Source organism: Pectobacterium betavasculorum, assembly GCF_000749845.1.
GTDB lineage: Bacteria > Pseudomonadota > Gammaproteobacteria > Enterobacterales > Enterobacteriaceae > Pectobacterium > Pectobacterium betavasculorum.
This window is the reverse complement of record NZ_JQHM01000005.1, coordinates 40,434-62,145: the sequence shown is the minus strand read 5'-3', so window position 1 is coordinate 62,145 and position 21,712 is coordinate 40,434. Positions and strand designations below refer to the sequence as shown.

Annotated in this window: 17 protein-coding genes; 8 read left to right on the top strand and 9 right to left on the bottom strand. The window is 52.9% G+C overall.

The window, feature by feature from the left end; all coding sequences use genetic code 11:
• Positions 1-21: 21 nt before the first annotated feature.
• Together acrD and bioH are read right to left on the bottom strand one after the other, a co-directional pair.
• Complete coding sequence (gene acrD / locus KP22_RS13245; RefSeq protein WP_039324685.1) at positions 22-3,144, bottom strand: multidrug efflux RND transporter permease AcrD; 3,123 nt, start codon at positions 3,142-3,144, stop codon at positions 22-24.
• Positions 3,145-3,450: 306 nt separating this feature from the next.
• Positions 3,451-4,218, bottom strand: coding sequence for a pimeloyl-ACP methyl ester esterase BioH (gene bioH, locus KP22_RS13240; protein ID WP_039324683.1), 768 nt, complete (start codon positions 4,216-4,218; stop codon positions 3,451-3,453).
• Between the two features lie 45 nt (positions 4,219-4,263).
• On the opposite strand from bioH, the gene gntX reads away from it, so the two are divergent.
• Entirely contained in the window at positions 4,264-4,965 is a 702-nt protein-coding gene (gene gntX / locus KP22_RS13235) for a DNA utilization protein GntX (protein ID WP_039304951.1), read from the top strand.
• Positions 4,966-5,025: 60 nt separating this feature from the next.
• On the top strand, positions 5,026-5,601 hold the full coding sequence (gene nfuA / locus KP22_RS13230) for a Fe-S biogenesis protein NfuA (protein ID WP_039304954.1): 576 nt from the start codon (positions 5,026-5,028) through the stop codon (positions 5,599-5,601).
• Positions 5,602-5,670: 69 nt separating this feature from the next.
• Here the strand turns inward: nfuA and malQ are convergent, their stop codons facing one another.
• The 4 genes from malQ to glpG are packed head-to-tail and all read right to left on the bottom strand — an operon-like array spanning position 5,671 to position 11,955.
• The gene (gene malQ / locus KP22_RS13225; protein WP_039304957.1) at positions 5,671-7,746 is read right to left on the bottom strand and encodes a 4-alpha-glucanotransferase; all 2,076 of its coding nucleotides are present in this window, start codon (positions 7,744-7,746) and stop codon (positions 5,671-5,673) included.
• A gap of 21 nt (positions 7,747-7,767) precedes the next feature.
• Complete coding sequence (gene malP / locus KP22_RS13220; protein ID WP_081926247.1) at positions 7,768-10,296, bottom strand: maltodextrin phosphorylase; 2,529 nt, start codon at positions 10,294-10,296, stop codon at positions 7,768-7,770.
• A 42-nt stretch (positions 10,297-10,338) separates the two neighbouring features.
• Positions 10,339-11,097, bottom strand: a complete 759-nt coding sequence (locus KP22_RS13215) for a DeoR/GlpR family transcriptional regulator (RefSeq protein ID WP_005969330.1) — start codon at positions 11,095-11,097, stop codon at positions 10,339-10,341.
• Between the two features lie 24 nt (positions 11,098-11,121).
• The gene (gene glpG, locus KP22_RS13210) at positions 11,122-11,955 is read right to left on the bottom strand and encodes a rhomboid family intramembrane serine protease GlpG (protein WP_039304960.1); all 834 of its coding nucleotides are present in this window, start codon (positions 11,953-11,955) and stop codon (positions 11,122-11,124) included.
• 276 nt (positions 11,956-12,231) lie between these two features.
• Between glpG and rbsK the strand changes: the two genes are divergently transcribed.
• From rbsK to KP22_RS13185, 5 genes are read left to right on the top strand one after another with little or no spacing between them, the layout of a single operon-like run.
• Positions 12,232-13,464, top strand: coding sequence for a ribokinase (rbsK, locus tag KP22_RS13205; protein ID WP_039324681.1), 1,233 nt, complete (start codon positions 12,232-12,234; stop codon positions 13,462-13,464).
• A gap of 23 nt (positions 13,465-13,487) precedes the next feature.
• Positions 13,488-14,417, top strand: coding sequence for a dihydrodipicolinate synthase family protein (locus KP22_RS13200; RefSeq protein WP_039324679.1), 930 nt, complete (start codon positions 13,488-13,490; stop codon positions 14,415-14,417).
• 41 nt (positions 14,418-14,458) lie between these two features.
• Positions 14,459-15,406 (top strand): tripartite tricarboxylate transporter substrate binding protein, encoded by a 948-nt coding sequence (locus tag KP22_RS13195; RefSeq protein WP_052012524.1) that lies wholly within the window; start codon positions 14,459-14,461, stop codon positions 15,404-15,406.
• 34 nt (positions 15,407-15,440) lie between these two features.
• Positions 15,441-15,884, top strand: a complete 444-nt coding sequence (locus KP22_RS13190) for a tripartite tricarboxylate transporter TctB family protein (protein ID WP_039304967.1) — start codon at positions 15,441-15,443, stop codon at positions 15,882-15,884.
• 12 nt (positions 15,885-15,896) lie between these two features.
• On the top strand, positions 15,897-17,423 hold the full coding sequence (locus tag KP22_RS13185) for a tripartite tricarboxylate transporter permease (protein WP_039324676.1): 1,527 nt from the start codon (positions 15,897-15,899) through the stop codon (positions 17,421-17,423).
• Between the two features lie 51 nt (positions 17,424-17,474).
• Here the strand turns inward: KP22_RS13185 and glpE are convergent, their stop codons facing one another.
• From glpE to ulaG, 3 genes are all read right to left on the bottom strand, one after another.
• A complete protein-coding gene (gene glpE, locus KP22_RS13180) occupies positions 17,475-17,798 on the bottom strand; it encodes a thiosulfate sulfurtransferase GlpE (protein ID WP_039304969.1) in 324 nt (107 codons plus the stop codon).
• 110 nt (positions 17,799-17,908) lie between these two features.
• On the bottom strand, positions 17,909-18,664 hold the full coding sequence (gene ulaR, locus KP22_RS13175; protein WP_039304971.1) for an HTH-type transcriptional regulator UlaR: 756 nt from the start codon (positions 18,662-18,664) through the stop codon (positions 17,909-17,911).
• Between the two features lie 169 nt (positions 18,665-18,833).
• Positions 18,834-19,898, bottom strand: coding sequence for an L-ascorbate 6-phosphate lactonase (ulaG, locus tag KP22_RS13170; RefSeq protein WP_039304973.1), 1,065 nt, complete (start codon positions 19,896-19,898; stop codon positions 18,834-18,836).
• A 402-nt stretch (positions 19,899-20,300) separates the two neighbouring features.
• Here ulaG and ulaA point away from each other — a divergent pair, with 402 nt between their 5' ends.
• Positions 20,301-21,698 (top strand): PTS ascorbate-specific subunit IIBC, encoded by a 1,398-nt coding sequence (gene ulaA / locus KP22_RS13165; RefSeq protein WP_039305341.1) that lies wholly within the window; start codon positions 20,301-20,303, stop codon positions 21,696-21,698.
• The last annotated feature ends 14 nt before the right edge of the window (positions 21,699-21,712 follow it).

Sequence of the window (21,712 nt, the reverse complement as noted above, 5' to 3'; positions counted from 1 at the left end):
CATAAATTATTGCATCTGCACCTAATCCTGCTCCGTCATCTTCTCTTTTAACGGAAAGCGGCGGCGCACGACGACAAAGAACAGCGGCACGAAGAAAATGGCGAGGAAAGTAGCAGCCAGCATCCCACCTATCACGCCCGTTCCCACCGCATGCTGGCTGGCAGAGCCCGCACCGCTGCTGGTCGCCATCGGTAGCACGCCGAAGATAAACGCCAATGACGTCATCAAAATTGGTCGCAGCCGCTGGCGGGAAGCCTCCAGCGTGGCCTCAACCAGATCCTTCCCTTTCTGGTTCATCTCGTTGGCGAACTCCACAATCAGGATGGCGTTCTTCGCCGATAACCCGACCACCGTCAGTAGCCCAACCTGAAAATAGACATCGTTTTCCAGACCGCGCGCCCAGGTCGCCACCAGTGCCCCCAGCACACCCATCGGCACCACCAGCATGACGGAGAACGGCACCGTCCAACTTTCATACAGTGCAGCCAGACACAGAAACACCACCAGCAGCGAAATCGCATACAGCGCCGGAGCCTGCGCCCCGCTGAGACGCTCCTGCAAGGACATCCCCGTCCACTCCACCCCAAAGCCTTCCGGCAGTTTCTCCACCAGCGATTCCATGATAGTCATCGCCGTACCGGTACTAACGCCCGGCGTCGCCTCGCCGACAATCTCCAGCGATGAATAACCGTTATAACGCTCAAGACGCGGCGAACCGGTTTCCCAGACGGTTTGTGCAAACGCGCTAAACGGCACCATGCCGCCGCTGTTGTTGCGCACATACCATTTACTGATGTCGTCCGGCAGCATGCGGAACTTCGCTGCCGCCTGTACGTAGACTTTCTTCACTCGGCCACGGTCAAGAAAGTCATTTACATAGGTCGACCCCCAGCCCGTTTTCAGCGTGCTATTAATGTCGTCTACCGACACACCCAGCGCCTGCGCTTTGCGCTGATCGATATGAATCCGCAGTTGTGAACCGTCATCCAGACCGTTGTGGCGCACGCGCGTCAGCTCTCGGTTACTCTCAGCCATGTTCAGCAGTTGATCCCGCGCGGCCATCAGCGCATCGTGCCCCAGCCCACCGCGATCCTGTAACTGCATAGCGAAACCCGCCGCACTACCCAAGCCGTTAATCGACGGCGGACTGCTGGCGAATACTCGCGCTTCCTTGATATTGCGAAAGGCTTTGGTTGCACGTTCGATGACGGCAAACGAACTGCTCTCTGGAGTAGTGCGTTCGTTCCAGTCTTTAAGTCGCACAAACAGCCGCGCCACATTCTGTCCATTCCCGCCCGGCCCTGAACCAATAGTGGAAAACACGGATGTCACGGCGTCCTTTTCCTGCGTAAGGTAATACTGCTCGATTTTGTTAACCACCTGTAAGGTCTGCTGTTGCGTCGCCCCAGGTGGGAGCTGTACCTGAGTCGTGAACACGCCCCGATCTTCCTGTGGTAAAAACGAGGTTGGCAGTCGGAAAAACAGGAAAGCCATAATCCCAATGATGCCCATATAAAGCAGCAGCCAGCGCACGCTGCTGATCAATATCTTGCCGACACCACGCTCATAGCCCAGCGACGTGCGGGTAAAGCTCCGGTTAAACCAGCCAAAGAAGCCTTTACGACCGTGGTGTTGGCCTTTGGCGAGCGGCTTGAGCAGCGTCGCACACAGCGCGGGCGTCAGAATCATCGCCACCAGCACCGACAGAATCATTGACGTCACAATCGTGATGGAGAACTGACGATAAATCGCCCCCGTAGTGCCGCCAAAAAAAGCCATCGGCACAAACACAGCGGACAACACCAGCGCGATCCCGACCAGCGCCCCTTGCACCTGCCCCATCGATTTTCGCGTCGCTTCCCGTGGCGATAGCCCCTCTTCGCTCATCACCCGTTCCACGTTCTCCACCACCACGATGGCATCGTCCACCAGCAGGCCAATCGCCAGCACCATCGCGAACATCGTCAGCGTGTTCAGGCTAAAGCCGAAGGCATACAGCACGGCAAACGTACCGAGCAACACCACCGGCACGGCAATCGTGGGAATCAGCGTGGCGCGGAAATTCTGCAAGAACAGGTACATAACCAAAAAGACCAGCAGTACCGCTTCAAACAGCGTTTTCACCACATCAGTAATAGAGGCTTTAACAAAAGGGGACGTTTCGAAGGCGATTTTGGCTTCCAGCCCGTGGGGGAAGTACTGCGACAGTTCTTCGATACGTTCTCTGACACGCTTGTCAGTTTCCAGCTCATTCGCGCCAGATGCCAGTTTCACGCCCAGCCCAGACGCCGCCTGACCGTTAAAGCGACTGAGAAAATCGTAGCGCTCTGCTCCCAACTCCACTTCCGCGACGTTAGCCAGCGTGACGGCAGAGCCATCTTGATTGACGCGCAGCGTGATATCACGAAACTGCTGCGGTGTCTGTAGCAGAGATTGTGCGTTAATCGTGGCGTTAAGCGCCTGATTATCCACCGACGGTACGCCGCCGACTTGTCCTACTGAGACCTGGCTATTTTGCGATTCGATAGCCCGCACCACGTCGCTGGTCGTCAGCGAGTAATCCATCAGTTTGGCAGGATCCAACCAGATGCGCATCGCATACTGCGATCCATAGGAATCGACCTCGCCCACCCCGCTGATGCGGCTGATCGGCTCCTGAATATTCGTCGCGACATAATCGGAGATATCCTGCTTGTCCATGCTGCCATCGGTAGAGACAAACGCGACCATCAGGATATTGGTGTCACCCGTTTTACTTACGGTGACGCCCTGCTGCTGCACGTCCTGCGGCAGCTTGCGGGTAGCGGATTGGAGTTGGTTTTGCACCTGCTGACGGGCTTCATCGGGGTCGGTGCCCGCCTCGAAGGTCAGCATGATTCGAGCCTGTCCGGTATTGCTGCTGTCTGAGGACATGTACATTAGGTTATCCAGCCCGGTCATGCTCTGCTCGATAACCTGTGTCACGGTATTTTCCAGCGTCTGTGCCGATGCACCGGGGTAGCTAGCCGTGATCCTTACGCTGGGCGGAGCCAGATCGGGATACTGTTCTATCGGTAATGACTTGATCGCCAACATACCGCATAGGCTGAGAAGGATAGCCAGCACCCACGCAAAAATAGGACGGTCGACAAAAAAATTCGCCATCGCTTCTACACTCCTCAGCCATGTTTTAACGTGGCTGCTTCATGAGCAGCCTACTTATGTTCGATCACAACAGAATTCATTCAACCCAGAGAAAAAGCCTGCATGCAGGGTAATGCCAATGGTTTAAGCATCGAGATACACGGAGCGACCACAAGGCGAGGTGTCCCTGCGGGAACCTCATCCCCGTGTTTCTCCTAAAATAAGGCTTAAGCGACCAGCATTAACATGCAGGGTGGGAAATTACCTTAACTGCCAGCGTCGGCTAAATCGTGGAGAAATTGAGGAGAAAATGTAAATTATCGTCGGCTACGCCTGAGCGAACGCGATCACCTGCTCGGTAAAGGCATCAGGATGCGAGATAAACGGCGCATGCGCGGCCTTTGGCACCACCACCGACGTCGAATTCGGCCACTGATCATCCAGCAATCCGGCGACCTTACGCGGCACTAACCCGTCTAACGCGCCATAGAGCCGCAGGAGAGGCACTGTCAAATCGATTAACGGCTGGCGTAAATCCGCTTCACGCAAAATTTCCAGCCCGCCATTCAGCACGTCAACTGATGGCATCGGCAGTTCCAGCACCACACTTTTTAGCAGTCTTGCATCCTGCCGTGCGCTCTCTGTTCCCAGCGTTTGCAGCGCCAGAAACCGCTCGACCGTGCGCTGAAAATCTTCGCTGAGCTGCCGCTGAAAGCCCTGTAATACGTCCGGCTTGATACCCGACCAGCCATCCTGTGCGCTGAAACAGGGCGACGACGCCACGGTAATCAGCTTTTCCACCCGCGAAGGTGCGCTCAGCGCAATTTGACTGGCAACCAATCCCCCCAATGACCACCCCAGCCAGACGGCACGCTCCGGTGCCTGCGTCAGCACCTTGTTCGCCATGTCATTCAGAGACATCGGCCCAAATCCCTGACTTCTGCCATAGCCTGGCAGATCGACCAGATGCAGGCGAAAATGCGGAGCAAGTCGCACCACCATGCTTTGCCATACCTGCGCATTCAATCCCCATCCGTGCAGCAACACAAGATCCGTATTTCCTGCGCCTTCGGTCTGCCAATACAACGCTGCCATCAGTTATCTTCCTTCCTAGGGAAAAACCATATTTAGGGAAAGAATATGTTAACCATCGCAGCACGCTGCTGGCTATGTTTATTGCCGCTTCATCGCAGCCAGCAGGGAATTTGTTCGTACTGCCAGCGTCATTTCCCCCGTTTGCCTACCTGCTGCCCGCGCTGTGGTTTGCCCGCAAGCGACACTACGCGTCAGTGCGGACGCTGCCTGCAACATCCCCCGCCCTGGCAATCGATGACCTTTGTCAGCGACTACGCGCCACCGTTTAACACGCTGCTTAAGCATTTCAAGTTTCACGGTAAAACCGAGCTGGCAGCGGTACTCGCGCGACAGATGCTATTACGCTGGCAGATGACCTATCGCGAGCGAAAGCTCGCTGGGCAGATACCTCTATTTCGCCCCGATCGTCTGTTCACCGTGCCTCTACACCGAAACCGCCAGTGGCGTCGTGGTTTTAACCAGACCGAACTGCTTGCCCGCCCTCTCGCTCACTGGCTGAGCTGTGCTTACAATCCACGCGAATTGCAGCGCACCCGACGCACGCCGCTACAGCAAACACTCAGCGCCAGCGCGCGGCGAAGAAATCTGCGAGGTGCATTTTCCTGTGACGTATCGCTGTCCGGGCAGCAGGTGGTTTTACTGGATGATGTGGTCACGACGGGCAGTACCGCAGCCGAAATCAGTAGGCTGTTGCTGGCTCAAGGCGCGGCGGGCGTTCAGGTCTGGTGTTTATGCCGAACCTTGTAGTCGGGGGGAGGATGGGCGTATTATAACCGATAAGTGCAGTCAACTATCGAGCTTACTATTATGATCCGTATTACTGATGCTGCTCAGGAGCATTTCCTGAAACTGTTGGCAAAACAGGAAGAAGGCACACAGATTCGCGTATTTGTTATCAATCCAGGTACGCCAAACGCCGAGTGCGGTGTCTCTTACTGCCCGCCGGATGCCGTAGAAGCCAGCGATACCGTACTGAAGTTTGAAAAGATTTCCGCCTACGTGGACGAACTCAGCGCACCTTATCTTGAAGACGCTGAAATCGACTTCGTGACCGACCAATTAGGTTCTCAGCTCACGCTGAAAGCGCCAAACGCCAAAATGCGTAAAGTGGACGACAGCGCCCCGCTGATGGAACGCGTTGAGTATGTGCTGCAATCGCAGATCAACCCACAGCTAGCTGGCCACGGCGGCCGCGTGACGCTGATGGAAATTACCGATGACGGTCTGGCGATTCTGCAATTTGGCGGCGGCTGTAACGGCTGTTCTATGGTTGACGTTACGCTGAAAGAAGGGATTGAGAAAGAGCTGCTGCAAACCTTCCCTGAGCTGAAAGGCGTGAGAGATCTCACCGAACACCAGCGCGGCGAGCACTCCTACTATTAATCTTCTCCCCTGCTGATTTATCTTTGCTTTCCTCCCCGACTCAGGGGAGGAAAAGTACTCATTATGTTATTAGGCTTTTTGCGTTTTCATCGGCGCGCCGCGGCGTAAATCCACATCCCGAACCAGTCGTTCAAGGCAGCGGTCAGCGAAGATCGATTCCAGCGGACGCGTCAGCTTACGCCGCCAGTTGGGATATTCGCGATTGGTGCCCGGTACGTTGACCGGCGTCGCCATATCCAGCCAGTCTTCCAGTTGAAACCCGACCAGTGCGCTGGCGCTATCTGCAACATAGCGGTGAACGCCACGACTCAGCGGTGCGCCCATTGTCGTCAGCGCCGAGTTGCGGCCAACACGCTGCGGTAATAGTCCGTAATGATGTAACGCGTTGAGCAACCCCTGCTTGGATTTTTCACGTTGTTGCATCTGCTCCTGCAACAACGACTCCGCAGGGTAAAGCCCTAGCTCGCGCCCAAGCGATAAATCCACCGTTTGCCAGTAGCCACGTAACGTCGGGAGGTCATGAGTGGTGATAGTAGCCATCGCCTGGCGCGGATAATCCTCAGGTGCGCGGAAGTGATTCTCGTCGTCCTTTTCAAAGAACAATACCTTGTAGGAATAAATACCATAGTCATGCAGCTTGCTGACAATTTCCGGCGGCACCGTGCCTAAATCCTCACCGATAATCAGGCAGCGATGACGCTGGCTTTCCAACGCCAGTACCGCCAGCAGATCGTCGACAGGATAATACACATAAGCCCCGTTGCCTGCTGACTCCGCTTTGGGAATCCACCACAGGCGTAAAAGCGCCATCACATGATCGATGCGCAATGCACCGCAGTGCGCCATGTTGCTGCGCAGTACGTCGATAAAAGGTTGATAGCCTCGAAGCTGCATCATGGTGGGGTTCATTGGCGCAAGCTGCCAATTTTGTCCCTGCGGTCCAAGTGGATCCGGCGGTGCACCGATAGAAGCATCGAGACAATATAGCTGTCGTTCGTCCCAGGTTTCCGCGCCGCCCTGTGCGACACCAACGGCCAAGTCGCGATACAGACCTAACGGCAGACCAAGCTGCTTACTGTGCGCGTAGCAATCCGCTAACTGCTCATACGCCACCCATTGTAGCCAGCTGTAGAACGTAATCTCATCGCTGTTTTCACGGCGGAATGACTTCACGGTTTCACTGTGTACATCATGATAACTGGCAGGCCACTGATGCCAGTCCGCGTAGTTCTCACCCTGCTTTTTCAGGTAGGCCTGCAACGCATCAAACGTCGCCTGGAGTTGCAGACTCTGCCCGCCACTGACAACAAACTGACGGAAGGCGCTAATGCGCGGATCCAGCGTACTGCGGGTAGTAAAATAGCGAAACGCCAGCCGCAGGGCCGTCAACTTAAGCTGCGTAACCGGCTCATAATCGACCCAGCGACCTGCCCGTAGCGACGTAACCGCACTTTGCGTATCCTCACGATGCCACCACGCCTGCGCTTCACCGCTCTGCTGGAAATCATCGATTCGATTCACATCGATATAAATAATGTTCAGCCAGTGTCGGGATGACGGGCTGTAAGGGCTTGCGGCTTCAGGGAGGGCGGGATACAGCGAGTGCAGCGGGTTCAGCCCTACAAAAGCACCGCCACGTCGGGCAATTTGTTCCACCAGTTGGCGCAGATCGCCAAAATCCCCCACGCCCCAGTTGTTCTGCGAGCGCAAGGTATAAAGCTGGACGGTAACGCCCCACCAGCGTTTTCCCTGCTGTAAAGCTTCGGGTTCATAGCAACGGTGCGGCGCGACAATAATCCGGCAACTCCAGCGCTGGTCGGCCTGCACCAGCGTCAAGTAGTGGTAACCCAGCGGCAGCACGCCCGGCAGAGCCAACGTTGAGCCGCCCGTTATCTGACCTTGGATTTGACCGCCATTTTCATACATCAGCGTCCAGAGGTATTCACCGCGACCAGCAAGCTCGATGACCGCATCCCGGCCTTGCAAAAAGACACGAACAGGCGGCAAGGGCGCATTGCCGCTATCAGAAACGTCCATCATTGCCTGAATCTGATTTCTGATTGCGGCCGCAACAATGTGCTCTTTGCCATAGGCATCGGTATAGCTTTCCGCGATGCCTGTCTGTTGGCTTGCCAGTTTATCCACCTTGAATACCCTCTCCTTTTCCTAACGATGCGCCTGCCAAATGCGCGTCTGGTAATCATGAATCGCTCTGTCTGAACTGAACATCCCCATTCTGGCAGTATTCAGCACACAGCGGCGCGTCCATTCATCCTGCTCACGATATAGCGCATCAACACGCTGCTGCACCTCACAATACGGTGCAAAATCGGCCATTAACATATAGGGGTCGCCCAGTTTCAGCAGGCTATCCAGCAGCGGGGCAAACGCGTCTTTATCCCCATGACTGAACGCGCCGCTCGCCAGCTCGCTCAGTATTTCACGCAGCAGCGGCGTCGCAGCAAGGTAGTCAGCCGGTTCGTAACCCTGAGCCTGTAACGCTTTGACCTGTTCCACGGTGTGGCCGAAAATGAACAGATTGTCCTCGCCGACCTGCTGCGCCATTTCTACATTCGCCCCGTCCAACGTACCGACGGTCAACGCCCCGTTCAGCGCCAGCTTCATATTGCCAGTGCCGGACGCTTCTTTACCTGCCGTCGAAATCTGCTCAGACACATCAGCAGCAGGAATCATCCGTTCAGCCAGCGATACGCGATAGTCCGCCGGGAAGATGACCCTTAGGCGATCGTTAACCCGGCGATCGTGATTAATGACCGCAGCGACCCGATTAATGGCATAAATGATGTTTTTCGCTAATACATAGCCCGGTGCCGCTTTGGCACCGAACAAAAAGACGTGCGGCACTATATCCAGATGCGGATTGTCACGCAATTGACGATATAGCGCGAGAATATGAAGTAGATTCAAATGCTGACGCTTGTATTCATGCAATCGCTTGATTTGCACGTCAAACAACGCCTGTGGATCGACCACAATGTCGTACTGCTGGCGAAGATAGGTCGCCAACTGCGTTTTATTATCGGCCTTGATTTGTCGATAACGCTCACGAAAATCAGCATCATCAGCGTAGGGTTCCAGCCCTTGCAACGCGGGCAAATCATTCACCCATGGTGTATGCAGCGTGTCGTCGATCAACGCAGACAGCGCCGGGTTACACTGCTTTAGCCAACGACGTGGCGTAATGCCGTTGGTGACGTTGTGGAATTTGGTCGGCCAGAGTTGATGGTATTCAGGGAACAGATCTTTCACCACCAGTTCCGAGTGCAGTGCCGCCACGCCGTTGACCGCAAAGCAGCTCACGACGCACAAGTTTGCCATGCGAATCTGCCGCTGGTGGCGGATGGCAAGCTTCGCCCACACCAGCCGATCGCCGGGCCATTTGCGTTCAACCTGCGCCTTAAACTGTGTATCAATCTGCCGAATAATCGACAGATGGCGGGGAAGCAGACGACTAAACAGCCGTTCATCCCAGCGCTCAAGCGCTTCGGGCATCAGCGTATGGTTGGTATAGGCAAAGGTACGCCCGGTTATCGACCACGCGTCATCCCACGACATCTGGTGTTCATCCAGCAACAGCCGCATCAATTCAGGGATCGCCAGCGTCGGGTGAGTATCATTAAGCTGGATGACTTCATAGTCCGGCAACGCCGATAACGCCCGCCCCGCGTTAAGGTGGCGGCGCAGGATGTCAGCGACCGAACAGGCACAGTGGAAATACTGCTGCATCAGGCGCAAGCGTTTGCCCGCCGCATGATTGTCATTCGGGTACAGCACGCTGGTCAGGCTGGCAGCGGAAATTCCCGCCTGCGCCGCACGCAGATAGTGGCCTTCATTGAATAAGGTTAGATCAAACGGATCACGATGCGTCGCACGCCACAGGCGCAGCGGCTGGGCGGAACCGTTGTGATAGCCAATCACGGGTAAATCACAGGCTTCTCCCCTGAAAACGGTATCCGGCAGCCAGCGCAGGCTCCCGTCGGTCTGGGGTTGCAAACGCCCGCCGAACCCAACATCCACCGCCAGCTCCGCTCGCGGTAAAAGCCACGGGTAGGAGTCACGTTGCCAGTCATCAGCCGTTTCCTGCTGCTGTTCTTGCGCAAAATGCTGGCGAAACAGGCCATACTGGTAATTGAGGCCGTAACCCGTTGCAGGCTGCCCTACCGTTGCCATCGAGTCCAGAAAGCAGGATGCCAACCGACCTAATCCACCGTTGCCTAAACCCGGATCGGTTTCCTGCTCCAGAATATCGCTCAGGTTCAGCCCTTGCTCAGCCAGCGCGTTGGCTACGGCGTCATACCAGCCCAAATTCAGCAGGTTGTTGCCCGTCAGGCGGCCAGGCAGAAACTCCATCGAGAGGTAGTTCACATGGCGCTGAGGTGTATTGGTATTGGAAGCAGGAGGCGTTGGCGACGCGGTGTGCGTCAGCAACTGTTCGGCCAGCGCGAGGCTGACGGCGCGCCAGCACTGCACTGGCGTCATCGCCTTTAGGGAAGCGACGCCACCGAGCCGCTGTTGACGGAGCAGCGCGGCGGCAAACTGTGGTGCATCAAAGGCGATGGCAGAATGAGTGGGGGAAGCAGGCTGCGTCAAAGCATCTGACTTTTTTGCAGCCACTGAACGTTTTGACAATCCTGACTTTTGTGAAGAACCAGACTGGTTTGAAGAATCTGACATCGTGCCTCCTCCTTTGTCCATCATGGAAAAGGCACATCGGACTCAACACAACTCCAACTGTACCTTATGTTGTTCAATGATTTTCAGTACGCTGGGTGGTGGTGACTGGTCGGTAAAAAGATAGTCGATCAAATCCATGTTACCCAAATTCACCATCGCATTGCGGCCGAACTTGGAATGATCTGTCACCAGCATGACGCAGCGAGAATTTTCAATAATCGCCCGTTTTGTGCGCACTTCATGGTAATCAAACTCCAGTAATGACCCATCCATGTCAATACCGCTGATGCCCAAAATGCCGAAATCCAGACGGAACTGAGAGATAAAATCGAGCGTCGCCTCCCCCATAATGCCACCATCGCGGGTGCGCACTTCGCCACCGGCCAAAATCAGGCGAAAATCCTCTTTTGCCGTCAGCAGCGTTGCCACATTCAGGTTATTGGTGACCACGCGCAGATCTTTATGCTGCATCAACGCATAGGCCACCGCTTCAGGCGTGGTGCCGATATCAATAAACAAGGTGGCCCCGTCTGGGATCTGGCTCGCCACCCGACGGGCAATGCGCGCTTTTTCATCCGACCACATCATTTTACGGTCATGATAGGCCGTATTCACTGAACTGGATGGCAAGGCCGCACCACCGTGGTGACGATGGATCTTATTCTGTTCGGCCAGATCGTTCAGATCGCGACGAATGGTCTGCGGGCTCACCGCAAAATGATCCACCAGCTCTTCTGTACTGACATACCCCTGCCGACGCACCAGTTCAATAATGGCGTCATGCCGTTGTGTCTGCTTCACATTTATCCCCTAAGACGCCCCGATTTACCGGGGGTTTGTTTTATTATACGTGTCCCAAAAGGCCATCAATAGCCCGACAACCAGCCCAGCCACATGCGCGGCATTCGCGATCGACATGCCTAAAATATCGAAATATCCGGCGACCAGCCACAGTAAAGCGAAGGCCATCAGACTGCGCGGCATGGATAAATAGCCATCAGGCTCTCTTTCCCCTCGAAGCCAGACATACCCCATCAGGGCATAAACCACGCCGGACATACCACCAAAATAGGTGCCGCTAAACCAGGACTGCGCCCAGCCGCTCACCAGCGCAGAAACCAGCGTGATGACCAACAGCTTGCCGGTTCCCAACACTTTTTCAACCGGCCCTCCCAGATACCACCACCACATCAGATTGAACAAAATATGCAGTAGAGAAAAGTGCAACAAAGCATGACTAAACCAGCGCCACAGCTGTAGCTGCTGTCCTTCTGCCGGGAACGCAAGCCACGTCATCACGCTCTCATAACCTGAAATTTGCATCAGGATGAACACCGCAATCGTCACGACCATCACGGATAGCGTCAGCGGCCCTGCTTTTTGCTTCAGCGTCTGCAAGTAAGAATAACGCTGGTATTGAATACCGGTATCCATCGATCCCGTTTGCCAACTGGCCGCCAGATAGCGCGGGTTTGTCGGGTCACGCAGAAAAATCTCCATCGCTTCCTGAACGTTGTTCAGTTGGGCTTCATCTTCCAGCCACAGTTCAGCTTCATGCCCTTGAGGGCGCATTTCCAGATGGACCTGCTGCGTGCGCATGTAATCAACGAATGCCTGCGCCAGGCGCGGGTTGGAGAGAGCGATAACGCGGATGGCCATAAGAGTTATTCACCGTATCGTAGGCAGATTGCGCGTAAAAATAACACATATCAAGGTCAAGCAGGCAAGCGAATCGTCATTCACAGCCTGTCCAACACCCTCGTTTATAACGGGAATCTCGTAAAATGTAACAACAAATGCGACCCCACCCCCCTTTAATGCAACGAAATTATTTATTTTTGTTTACTTCCGTTTCAACTTGTTTCTCATGACATTAGTCACTTTTTAATCATTCTACCTATTTTACTCTCCAAAATAGCTACAGGGAGAGGACGTATGTTTCTTGAAGAAAGGCGAAATCGAATCCTGACCTATCTGGACAGACACGGGCGCGCAAGCGTTGAATTTTTAGCAAAAGAATTCTCTGTCACCCGCGAAACCATCCGTAGTGACTTAAACGCACTAGCCAATATGAGCCTGATCCAGCGCTGTCATGGCGGCGCCATCGTTACGCGCCGCAGTTTGCAGTCAGAGCTCATCACCACCAACGGTGAAAACTTTGACGTACTGCTTAAGCGTTTAGGAAAACAGCGACACCCGCAAACCACCAGAAACAAAGGAAGCAAGATGAACGGCAAGGTATGTATTCTGGGATCCTTTAACGTCGATATTGTCGCCAAGGTTGATCGCTTCCCAAAAGGCGGCGAATCGCTCATGGCACAGGGCAGTACATTAGGCCCCGGCGGCAAAGGCGCGAATCAGGCAATGGCCGCCAGCCGAGCGGGATCGCGCGTCCATTTCGTTTCAAAGGTCGGCAAAGATCAATTCAGCCAATTCGCCTACGATCATCTTGCCTCATCTGAAATTCTCTCTTTTACACTCTATCAATCCGAAACGGAGCCAACGGGTAACGCCATTATTTATGTCTCTCAGCAAAACGGCGAGAACATGATCGCTATTTATCCTGGCGCTAATCAGACGATTAATGAAGATGAGGTGGCGGCCATCACCCCAGAACTATCACACGCCGATGTCCTGCTACTCCAGTTGGAGAATAATTTCTCCGCAACCTTAAACGCGATGAAACTGGCACGCGCGTTAAGTAAAAAAGTGATTCTCAATCCTGCACCCTATTCCGGCGACATCCTGCCGTATCTCGACTACATCGACGTGATTACGCCAAATGAAACCGAAGCCTCACTCCTGTCTGGGGTAGACATTCACGATCTGGATAGCGCGAAAACCGCGGCCATGAAGATCGCCGAACTCGGTGCACGGTGCGTCATCATTACGATGGGTGCGCGCGGCGCACTGCTGTTGGATAACCAACAGTTTCAACATATTCCCGCCTTTCCCGCACTCAGTATTGATACAACCGGTGCTGGCGACGCCTTTAACGGCGCATTCGCCGCCGCCATCGCCAACGGGCAAAACCTCGTTCAGGCCGCGACCTACGCCTCCGCCTTTGCCTCGCTGGCCGTTGAACGCGAAGGTGCCGCCAACATGCCAGAACATCGTCAGGTCAAGGCTCGGCTCGCGCAGCATTCCCCCTCATTGAGGGTAAAATAAGATTATTCAGTGAGGAGTAAATAATGAAAGAAATCAATGGAATTGTACCCGTCATGCTGACCCCTTTTACCGACAGCAATGACATTGACTATCCCGGTCTGGAGAAACTTATCGACTGGTATCTGGCTAAGGGGGTCGATGCGCTGTTCGCCGTTTGTCAGTCGAGTGAAATGTTGTTTCTTAGCTTGCCGGAGCGTGTGGCGCTGGCACGTTTTGTCGTCGAAAAGGTCAATGGCCGAGTGCCCGTCATCGCATCAGGCCACGTCAGTGACGATATTGAGGAGCAGATTCACGAACTGCGCGCGATGTCGGAAACCGGCATTGACGCTCTGGTGTTGGTTACCAACCACCTTGACCCTCACAATCAAGGCAGTGAGGTATTTTACGCCACGCTGAACCGCCTGCTTGCTGCGCTTCCGCCAGATATACCGCTGGGACTCTATGAATGTCCGGCACCTTACCGTCGCCTGCTAAGCGATGAAGAACTGAATTACTGTGCTCAAACCAGCCGTTTTGTTGTGTTAAAAGACGTAAGTTGCGATTTGCCTACCGTCATTCATCGCGTGGCGTTAACGGCCGGCACGCCGTTGAATATCATCAATGCCAACGCTGCCATTGCCTTTGAAGCAATGAAAGCCGGTTCCAGAGGCTTTAGCGGCGTGTTTACCAATTTCCATCCCGAGCTTTACCGGTGGTTATATCATCACCATGCTCGCGATCCTGAATTGGCGCAGGAACTGGCAACATTCCTCTCACTTGCCGCCGTGACAGAAACGTTGGGCTACCCCAAGAACGCCAAAATTTATCACCAACACCAGGGCACCTTCAGCAGCGCACACTGCCGGGTCAATCAAGATGATGTGCTGGAAAAACATTGGGGGTTGGCTGTTCTTCTTGAGCAAATCCGCACTGGCACCGCACATTACAACAACAAAATAAAACAGATTAACTAACTGCCTTTTACCTCATATCTCTACAAAAGGAAGCAACGATAATGAAACGCATCCGGTTAATGGCATTAAGTACACTTTTCCTCTCCTGCTCCGCTTTTGCGGCCTGGCCGGAGAAACCGATTACGATTATCGTGCCTTGGGGCGCGGGGGGAAATACGGACACTGTGGCACGTTTGGTTGCTCAGGGTCTGCAAAAAGAACTGGGCGTGAACGTGAATGTCGTCAATCGTACCGGCGGCAGCGGCGTAGTGGGTCACGACGCCATCCACCGTGCCAAGCCTGATGGCTATACGCTAGGGGTAGTGACCGTAGAAATCGCAATGATGCACCACCAGAAAATGACTAATCTGAGCTACGAGGACTACACACCGATCAGCCGTCTGGCCGTGATTTATGGTGGCTTACAGGTCGCCAAAGACTCCCCTTACCAGAATGCCAATCAACTGATCGACGCAATAAAACAACGGCCCGGTAAACTGCGTGCCTCCGGCAGTGGGTTGAAATCCGTCTGGCATTTGAACACCCTCGGTATGTTAAAAAGTGCCAACCTACCGGAAAATGCGGTCCGCTTTATTCCATCGCAGGGTGCTAGCGCCGCCCTCCAGGAGCTGGTATCCGGCGGCGTTGATTTCGTCACTTCGTCGCCCGGCGAGGCCAAAAGCATGGTTGATGCAGGCATGGTACGTCATCTCGCAATCATGTCCGATCAGGCCTCCGAACTGTATGCCGCCATCCCCGTATTCAACAAGACCACACCCTATGACTGGTCACTGACTACATGGAACGTGCTCTCCGCGCCGAAAGGCTTGCCAGCGGACATTAGCGAGAAGCTAACAGCGGCAATGAAGAAAGTGTATGAGGGAGGCGAACTCCAAAAATTCGCTAAAAACCAAGGATTTGAAGTGAGCGAGCTATACGGCGATGCGCTCTATCAGTTCATGAAAGATGAAGACGCCCAGTTTGGTAGCCTGCTTTCTGATGCTAAATAACAGGCAGGTGCCATGAAAATGGCACCTGAACAACATGCCGAAACTACAATCATTACTCCCTCTGATTTTCCTGCTATTTGGCCTCAGCGTCGCCGCCTATGCCTTCATTGAGCTTGGCGATGTCGCCACGTTTGGCGCAGGGTTTATGCCAGCCATTACGGGTATTCTGATCGGGCTGCTTTCATTACTGGATTTCATCACGGTGCGGTTAAAAGCCGACGCTTCCTCATCCGGAACCGCACGCCGTGACATCCTGAGCGTAGTGTTAGTAGCATGCACGGTGATCTTCTATATATATATTGTTGATATAATAGGATTTATATTCACAACCAGCCTTATCATGGCAGGACTATTCGTCTTTTTTCTTCCTCAACACAGGCTCCCCGCCGCCGTTGCAGCGGTGGTGCTTTCGACTGGTATTTACTACCTGTTTTCCAAAGTATTACTGGTACCGCTCCCTGCCGGTATTCTTTTTTAAGGAAACATGACAATGGATATCCTGATTAACGCCAGCGATTACATTACGCTCAATGCTATCATTGCTATCTTCGCCGCAGGGTTATTCGGCTTGTTTGTCGGAGCCATCCCTGGCCTGACGGCCACCATGGCTGTGGCGCTGCTGGTGCCTTTTACCTTTTTCATGGATCCTATCCCCGCCTTAGCGATGATGATCTCTGTTGGCGCCTCCACGATTTACGCGGGCGATATTCCCGGCGTACTACTGCGTATTCCTGGTACACCCGCTTCTGCGGCCTATGTGGACGACAGCTACGCGCTAAGCCAGCAGGGGAAAACCAATTATGTTCTGGGGCTTGGCCTGAGCACATCCGTGATTGGCGGTATCATCGGCGCGATAGTGCTGACATTCGCGTCCCCGCTGCTGGCCTCCTTTGCGATGAAGTTCAGTTCATTCGAGTACACCTGGCTGGCCCTGCTGGGGCTAAGTTGTTCTACGTTGATTTCTGGACAATATGTGGTCAAGAGCTTGATGGCGCTCTTGTTGGGGCTGGTACTGGCAACCATCGGCTATGATGAATTTACAGGACAACCCCGCTTTACGTTTGGGCAGGTCGCGCTACTGGAGGGTATCAGCTTCATTCCTGCGATGATCGGTATGTTTGCTATCGCGAATGCCATTGATTACTACGCCAACCGTCACCGCGAAAACTCACCATCGCCCAGCGTGACTTCACAGCCAAAGGAGAAGGCATCATTCAATATTCTTTCCGGCGTTCGCCCGGCATTAAAAAAGAATCGCCTCGGTATCGCGCGTAGTAGCGCCATCGGCACGCTGATTGGGGTTCTACCCGGCGCTGGCGCGGACATCGCCGCCTGGATCTCGTATGCCGTAGCGAAAAAATTTTCCCGCCAGCCGGAAAAATACGGTAAGGGTTCGGAAGAAGCATTGATCAACGCTTCATCCAGCAACAATGCCAGTCTGGCTGGCAGCTATATTCCGACGTTAGTATTCGGCATTCCCGGCGATTCCGTTGCCGCCATTGTCATCGGCGTACTGTATATGAAAGACATGCAGCCGGGGCCGTCGTTATTTATCTTCCATCCCGAAAAGCTCTACGCCATTTTTATCCTGTTCTTTATCGCCAACCTCGCCCTGCTCCCGCTGGCACTGGTGGTGGTGAATCTCCTGAAACGACTGATTTCCGTGAATAAGGATATCGTGTATCCGGTGGTTATCGTGTTCAGTATTGTCGGTGCCTTCGCCATGAATAACTCAATGGCATCAGTAGTGGTCATGCTGGTAATGGGGATCGTGGGGTATTTCCTGCAAAAACATCACTACCCCATTGCGCCCGTCATCTTGGGCATGGTGCTGGGACCAATGTTGGAAAAAAGCCTGCTTTCTTCCCTGCTGAAATCCGACGGTGATCTAATGGCTTTCATAGAACGCCCGATTTCCGCCTTTCTGGCCGTGCTTTTCCTACTGGTGGTCATCATGCAAGCGAAGAGCATCATACAGGTATTCCGACATTCCGGATCCACGGCAAACCCGCAGTAATCCCTGACGTCAAGACGGCGGCGCATCCGAAGATACGGACACGCCGTTTTTTTAACTGGCAGATACCGTGTCTTGCGGATAGCGATGTTGCCAGGCCTCAAAGCCACCATCAATGCTGTACACCGAATCAAACCCAAGGCTAATCAGGTACTGTGCCGCATTGCGGCTGCTAATACCGTGGTAGCAAATCACCATGACCGGTGCTGCCAAGTCGGTTCCGCGTACAAAGTCAGACAGCGTTTCGTTCGTCAGGTGCGTCGCGCCGGGAACATGGGCGACGGCAAAGCTCTGTGGATCGCGAATATCAACGACAACGCCTCCGTCCTGCCAGCGAGAATGGGCGTGCTCAAGGCTAATTGCTTCAAATTGTTCCATCGGAAATGACAACCTTGTTAATAATGGCGGAGTTTTGAGAATAACTGGCACCATTGTAGCGCGTTCTTACGCCACAAAAACCAGATAAAGAGCGAGGATAAATCACGGTATTACACCAAAATAACCTCAACCCCCAAATTACGTAGTTGGTTCACAATCTCCGCATTGGCTTCATTACCGGTTATCACGACATCAATCTGGTCGACTCGGCTAAATAACATTCCTGCCCTCTCTCCAACCTTACTGCTATCAACCACAACGGCCAGCTTTCCGGCATAGTTGAGCATCGTCTGCTCAGCCATTGCCGTCAACATATCCGTTTTATACAACCCATCTACCGTCAACCCTCTACCGCTGGTGAACATCCAATGTCCTGCATACAAGCTGGCGTCTCGCTCCTGTGGTGCCAGCGTGATGGACTGGCTTTTGTTGTATTGCCCACCCATGATAACCACACTGTCATGCTCCTGCTCAATCAGGTAATTCGCCAGAGGCAGGTAGTTAGTAATCACCTGCACATCCTTACCACAAATCTCCTGACCCAACAGAAATGCGGTCGAGCCACAGTTAATGACGACACTCTCTCCCGGCTGGCACAGTTGCGCGGCCGCCTTGGCGATGCGCATTTTTTCATCCAGATGCTGTGTCTGATAAATGGTTAACGGCGTCCACACCAGCCGCGGGATCGTCACGACCTCCGCGCCATTACGCACCTTTCTGAGCCTGCCACTCTCATCAAGTTTGTTGATATCACGACGTGCCGTCGCCGGAGACACCTCGAATTGTTCGATCAGATCGGCAACGGTAATTTGCCCCCTACGCTGCAAAAAATCGATGATGGCGTTTTGGCGTTGAGATTCAGTCATGCTTGCCCCATTTGAAAGATTCTGAACGCAGATTATAGTGAGCACTTGCTATATTTTGAATCATAACTTATCAAAAGTACGCAAAGATTCGCGTCATGGAATCAATACAGCCAGATAATATGCACCTGAATACAAATTCGGGCACCCTTGCGTGCCCGAATCAATGTGTCTAAAGGAAGGACTTAAACGGTAAATCTGGCTCTATTGTGAAGCAATCATCAAAGCCCCGTGGATAATGGTACTCCAGGTTGTCCTTATCCTGCGGCCAGGTAAATTTCCCGCCCACCTGCCAGATAAAAGGCTTAAAGCCATATTTCAGACGGTCTTTTTTCATTTCCCACAGTACGCGGATCTCCTGCGGGTCAGCCTGAAAGTTTGACCAAATATCATGGTGGAACGGAATCACAACTTTGGTATTTAACGCTTCAGCCATCCGCAGCATGTCTGAACTGGTCATTTTATCGGTAATACCGCGGGGGTTTTCACCATAGGAACCCAGCGCCACGTCGATTTGATGCTCATTGCCATGTTTGGCATAGTAGTTTGAATAGTGTGAATCCCCGCTGTGGTATAGATTGCCGCCCGGCGTTTTAAAAAGGTAGTTAACTGCACGCTTGTCCATGCCATCCGGCAGTACACCTGCCGCTTTTTCTTCCACAGGCAACGTAATCAGAGCCGTGCGGTCAAACGCATCCAGGGCGTGAATTTGCACATCTTTGATGGTAATCACATCACCCGGTTTCACAATAATACAGCGTTCACGCGGCACTCCCCAGCCAGTCCAGATATTCACGCAACTTTCCGGGCCGATGAAAGGCACACTGCTGTCACAATGCTTCATCACCGCCGCTGCTACATTCACATCAATGTGATCATTGTGATCGTGCGTAGCCAGAACGGCATCAATCTGGCGAATTGCGAAAGGATCGAGCACAAACGGCGTCGTGCGCAAATTGGGCTGTAGTTTTTTCACGCCGGCCATACGCTGCATTTGGTGCCCGGTTTTCATTAACGGGTTGGCGTGACTTTGCTTACCGGTACCACACCAGAAATCCACGCAAATATTCGCCCCTTCTTCTGACTTCAGCCAAATACCGGTACAACCCAGCCACCACATCGCAAACGATCCAGGGGCGACTTGCTCCTGCTCAATTTCTTCATTCAGCCACGTTCCCCACTCTGGAAACGTGTCCAAAATCCATGACTCGCGGGTAATACTGTCAATTTTACTCATTATGCAAACCTCACTCAGCAGTTGGGTACATTATCAAATGCGTCATAAAATAATCACAAAAAAACTAACTATGATAAAATTAATCACAAAGTATCATGCCTTAATCACACTCTCAATTACCACATAAGCAATAATAGTGGTCACCTTCTGTTATTCCTGAGATATTCAAAAGGAATCCCTACGCAATAAAAATACCAAATCACTGATTTAATTAAAAAAATAAAAAACAATTCTCAATTTAGATTAGTTGTCTGATAAGAAAAAATAATTGCGAAGCCTCTCGCAAAAAATCAATAAAAATCTTTTTATGATTACTTGTGATTGATAGAGTTAAGGTGCCCTACAGAAATGCGTGGCGGTACTAACGCGCAACGGGATGAACAAAATCCGAACGGAGTGCTTATGGAAATTTTCTATACCATCTTCACGATTTTTTTTAATCAGGTCATGACGAACGCCCCCCTGCTGCTGGGGATCGTCACGATGATTGGCTATTTGTTACTACGCAAAAGCACCACAGTAATCATTAAAGGCACGATCAAAACGATCATCGGTTTTATGCTCTTGCAGGCAGGGGCCGGCATCCTGACCAGTACGTTCAAACCCGTTGTCGCAAAAATGTCATCAGTTTATGGAATAAACGGCGCAATTTCAGACACCTATGCTTCAATGATGGCAACAATTGAAAGCATGGGCGATGCCTACAGTTGGGTGGGTTACGCCGTCTTACTGGCACTGGCGCTGAATATCTTTTACGTCCTGCTGCGACGGCTGACGGGTATCCGTACCATTATGCTCACCGGTCACATCATGTTTCAGCAGGCTGGGTTGATCGCGGTGTTTTTATACATACTCGGCTATCCGATGTGGACAACCATTATTTGCACTGCCGTACTGGTTTCCCTCTATTGGGGCATAACCTCCAACATGATGTATAAACCCACTCAGGACGTCACAGATGGCTGCGGTTTTTCTATTGGTCATCAGCAACAGTTCGCCTCCTGGCTGGCCTACAAAATCGCCCCCTATCTGGGCAAAAAAGAAGAGAGCGTAGAAGATCTCAAGCTGCCCGGCTGGCTAAACATCTTTCACGACAACATTGTCTCAACCGCGATCGTCATGACCATATTCTTTGGTGCCATCCTGCTATCTTTCGGGTTCGATACCGTGCAGCAGATGGCGGGTAAAACACATTGGTCAATCTACATCCTCCAGACAGGCTTCCAATTCGCCGTCGCCATTTTCATCATCGTTCAAGGTGTACGCATGTTCGTTGCTGAACTTTCGGAGGCATTTAACGGGATATCTCAGCGCCTGATACCCGGTGCAGTGCTGGCGATCGACTGTGCAGCAATTTATAGCTTTGCGCCCAATGCCGTGGTCTGGGGCTTCATGTGGGGGACCATCGGGCAATTGATCGCTGTCGGCATCCTGCTGGGTATTGGTTCGCCTATCATGATCATTCCCGGCTTTATCCCGATGTTCTTCTCGAATGCGACTATCGGCGTGTTTGCCAATCACTTTGGCGGCTGGCGTGCTGCGCTGAAAATCTGCCTGGTGATGGGGATGATTGAAATCTTTGGCTGCGTCTGGGCTGTCAAGTTGACCGGACTGAGTGCATGGATGGGAATGGCAGATTGGTCAATTCTTGCACCACCGCTAATGCAAGGGTTAACGCTCGGACTGTGGTTTATGGGCGTGGTGGTAATCATCGCTTTGATTTATATGGTCTTTGCTAGCCGCACATTGCGCGCCGAGGAAGATGCAGAAAAGAAACTCACTGAAAACCTCACAAACTAATACTGGAGACATCA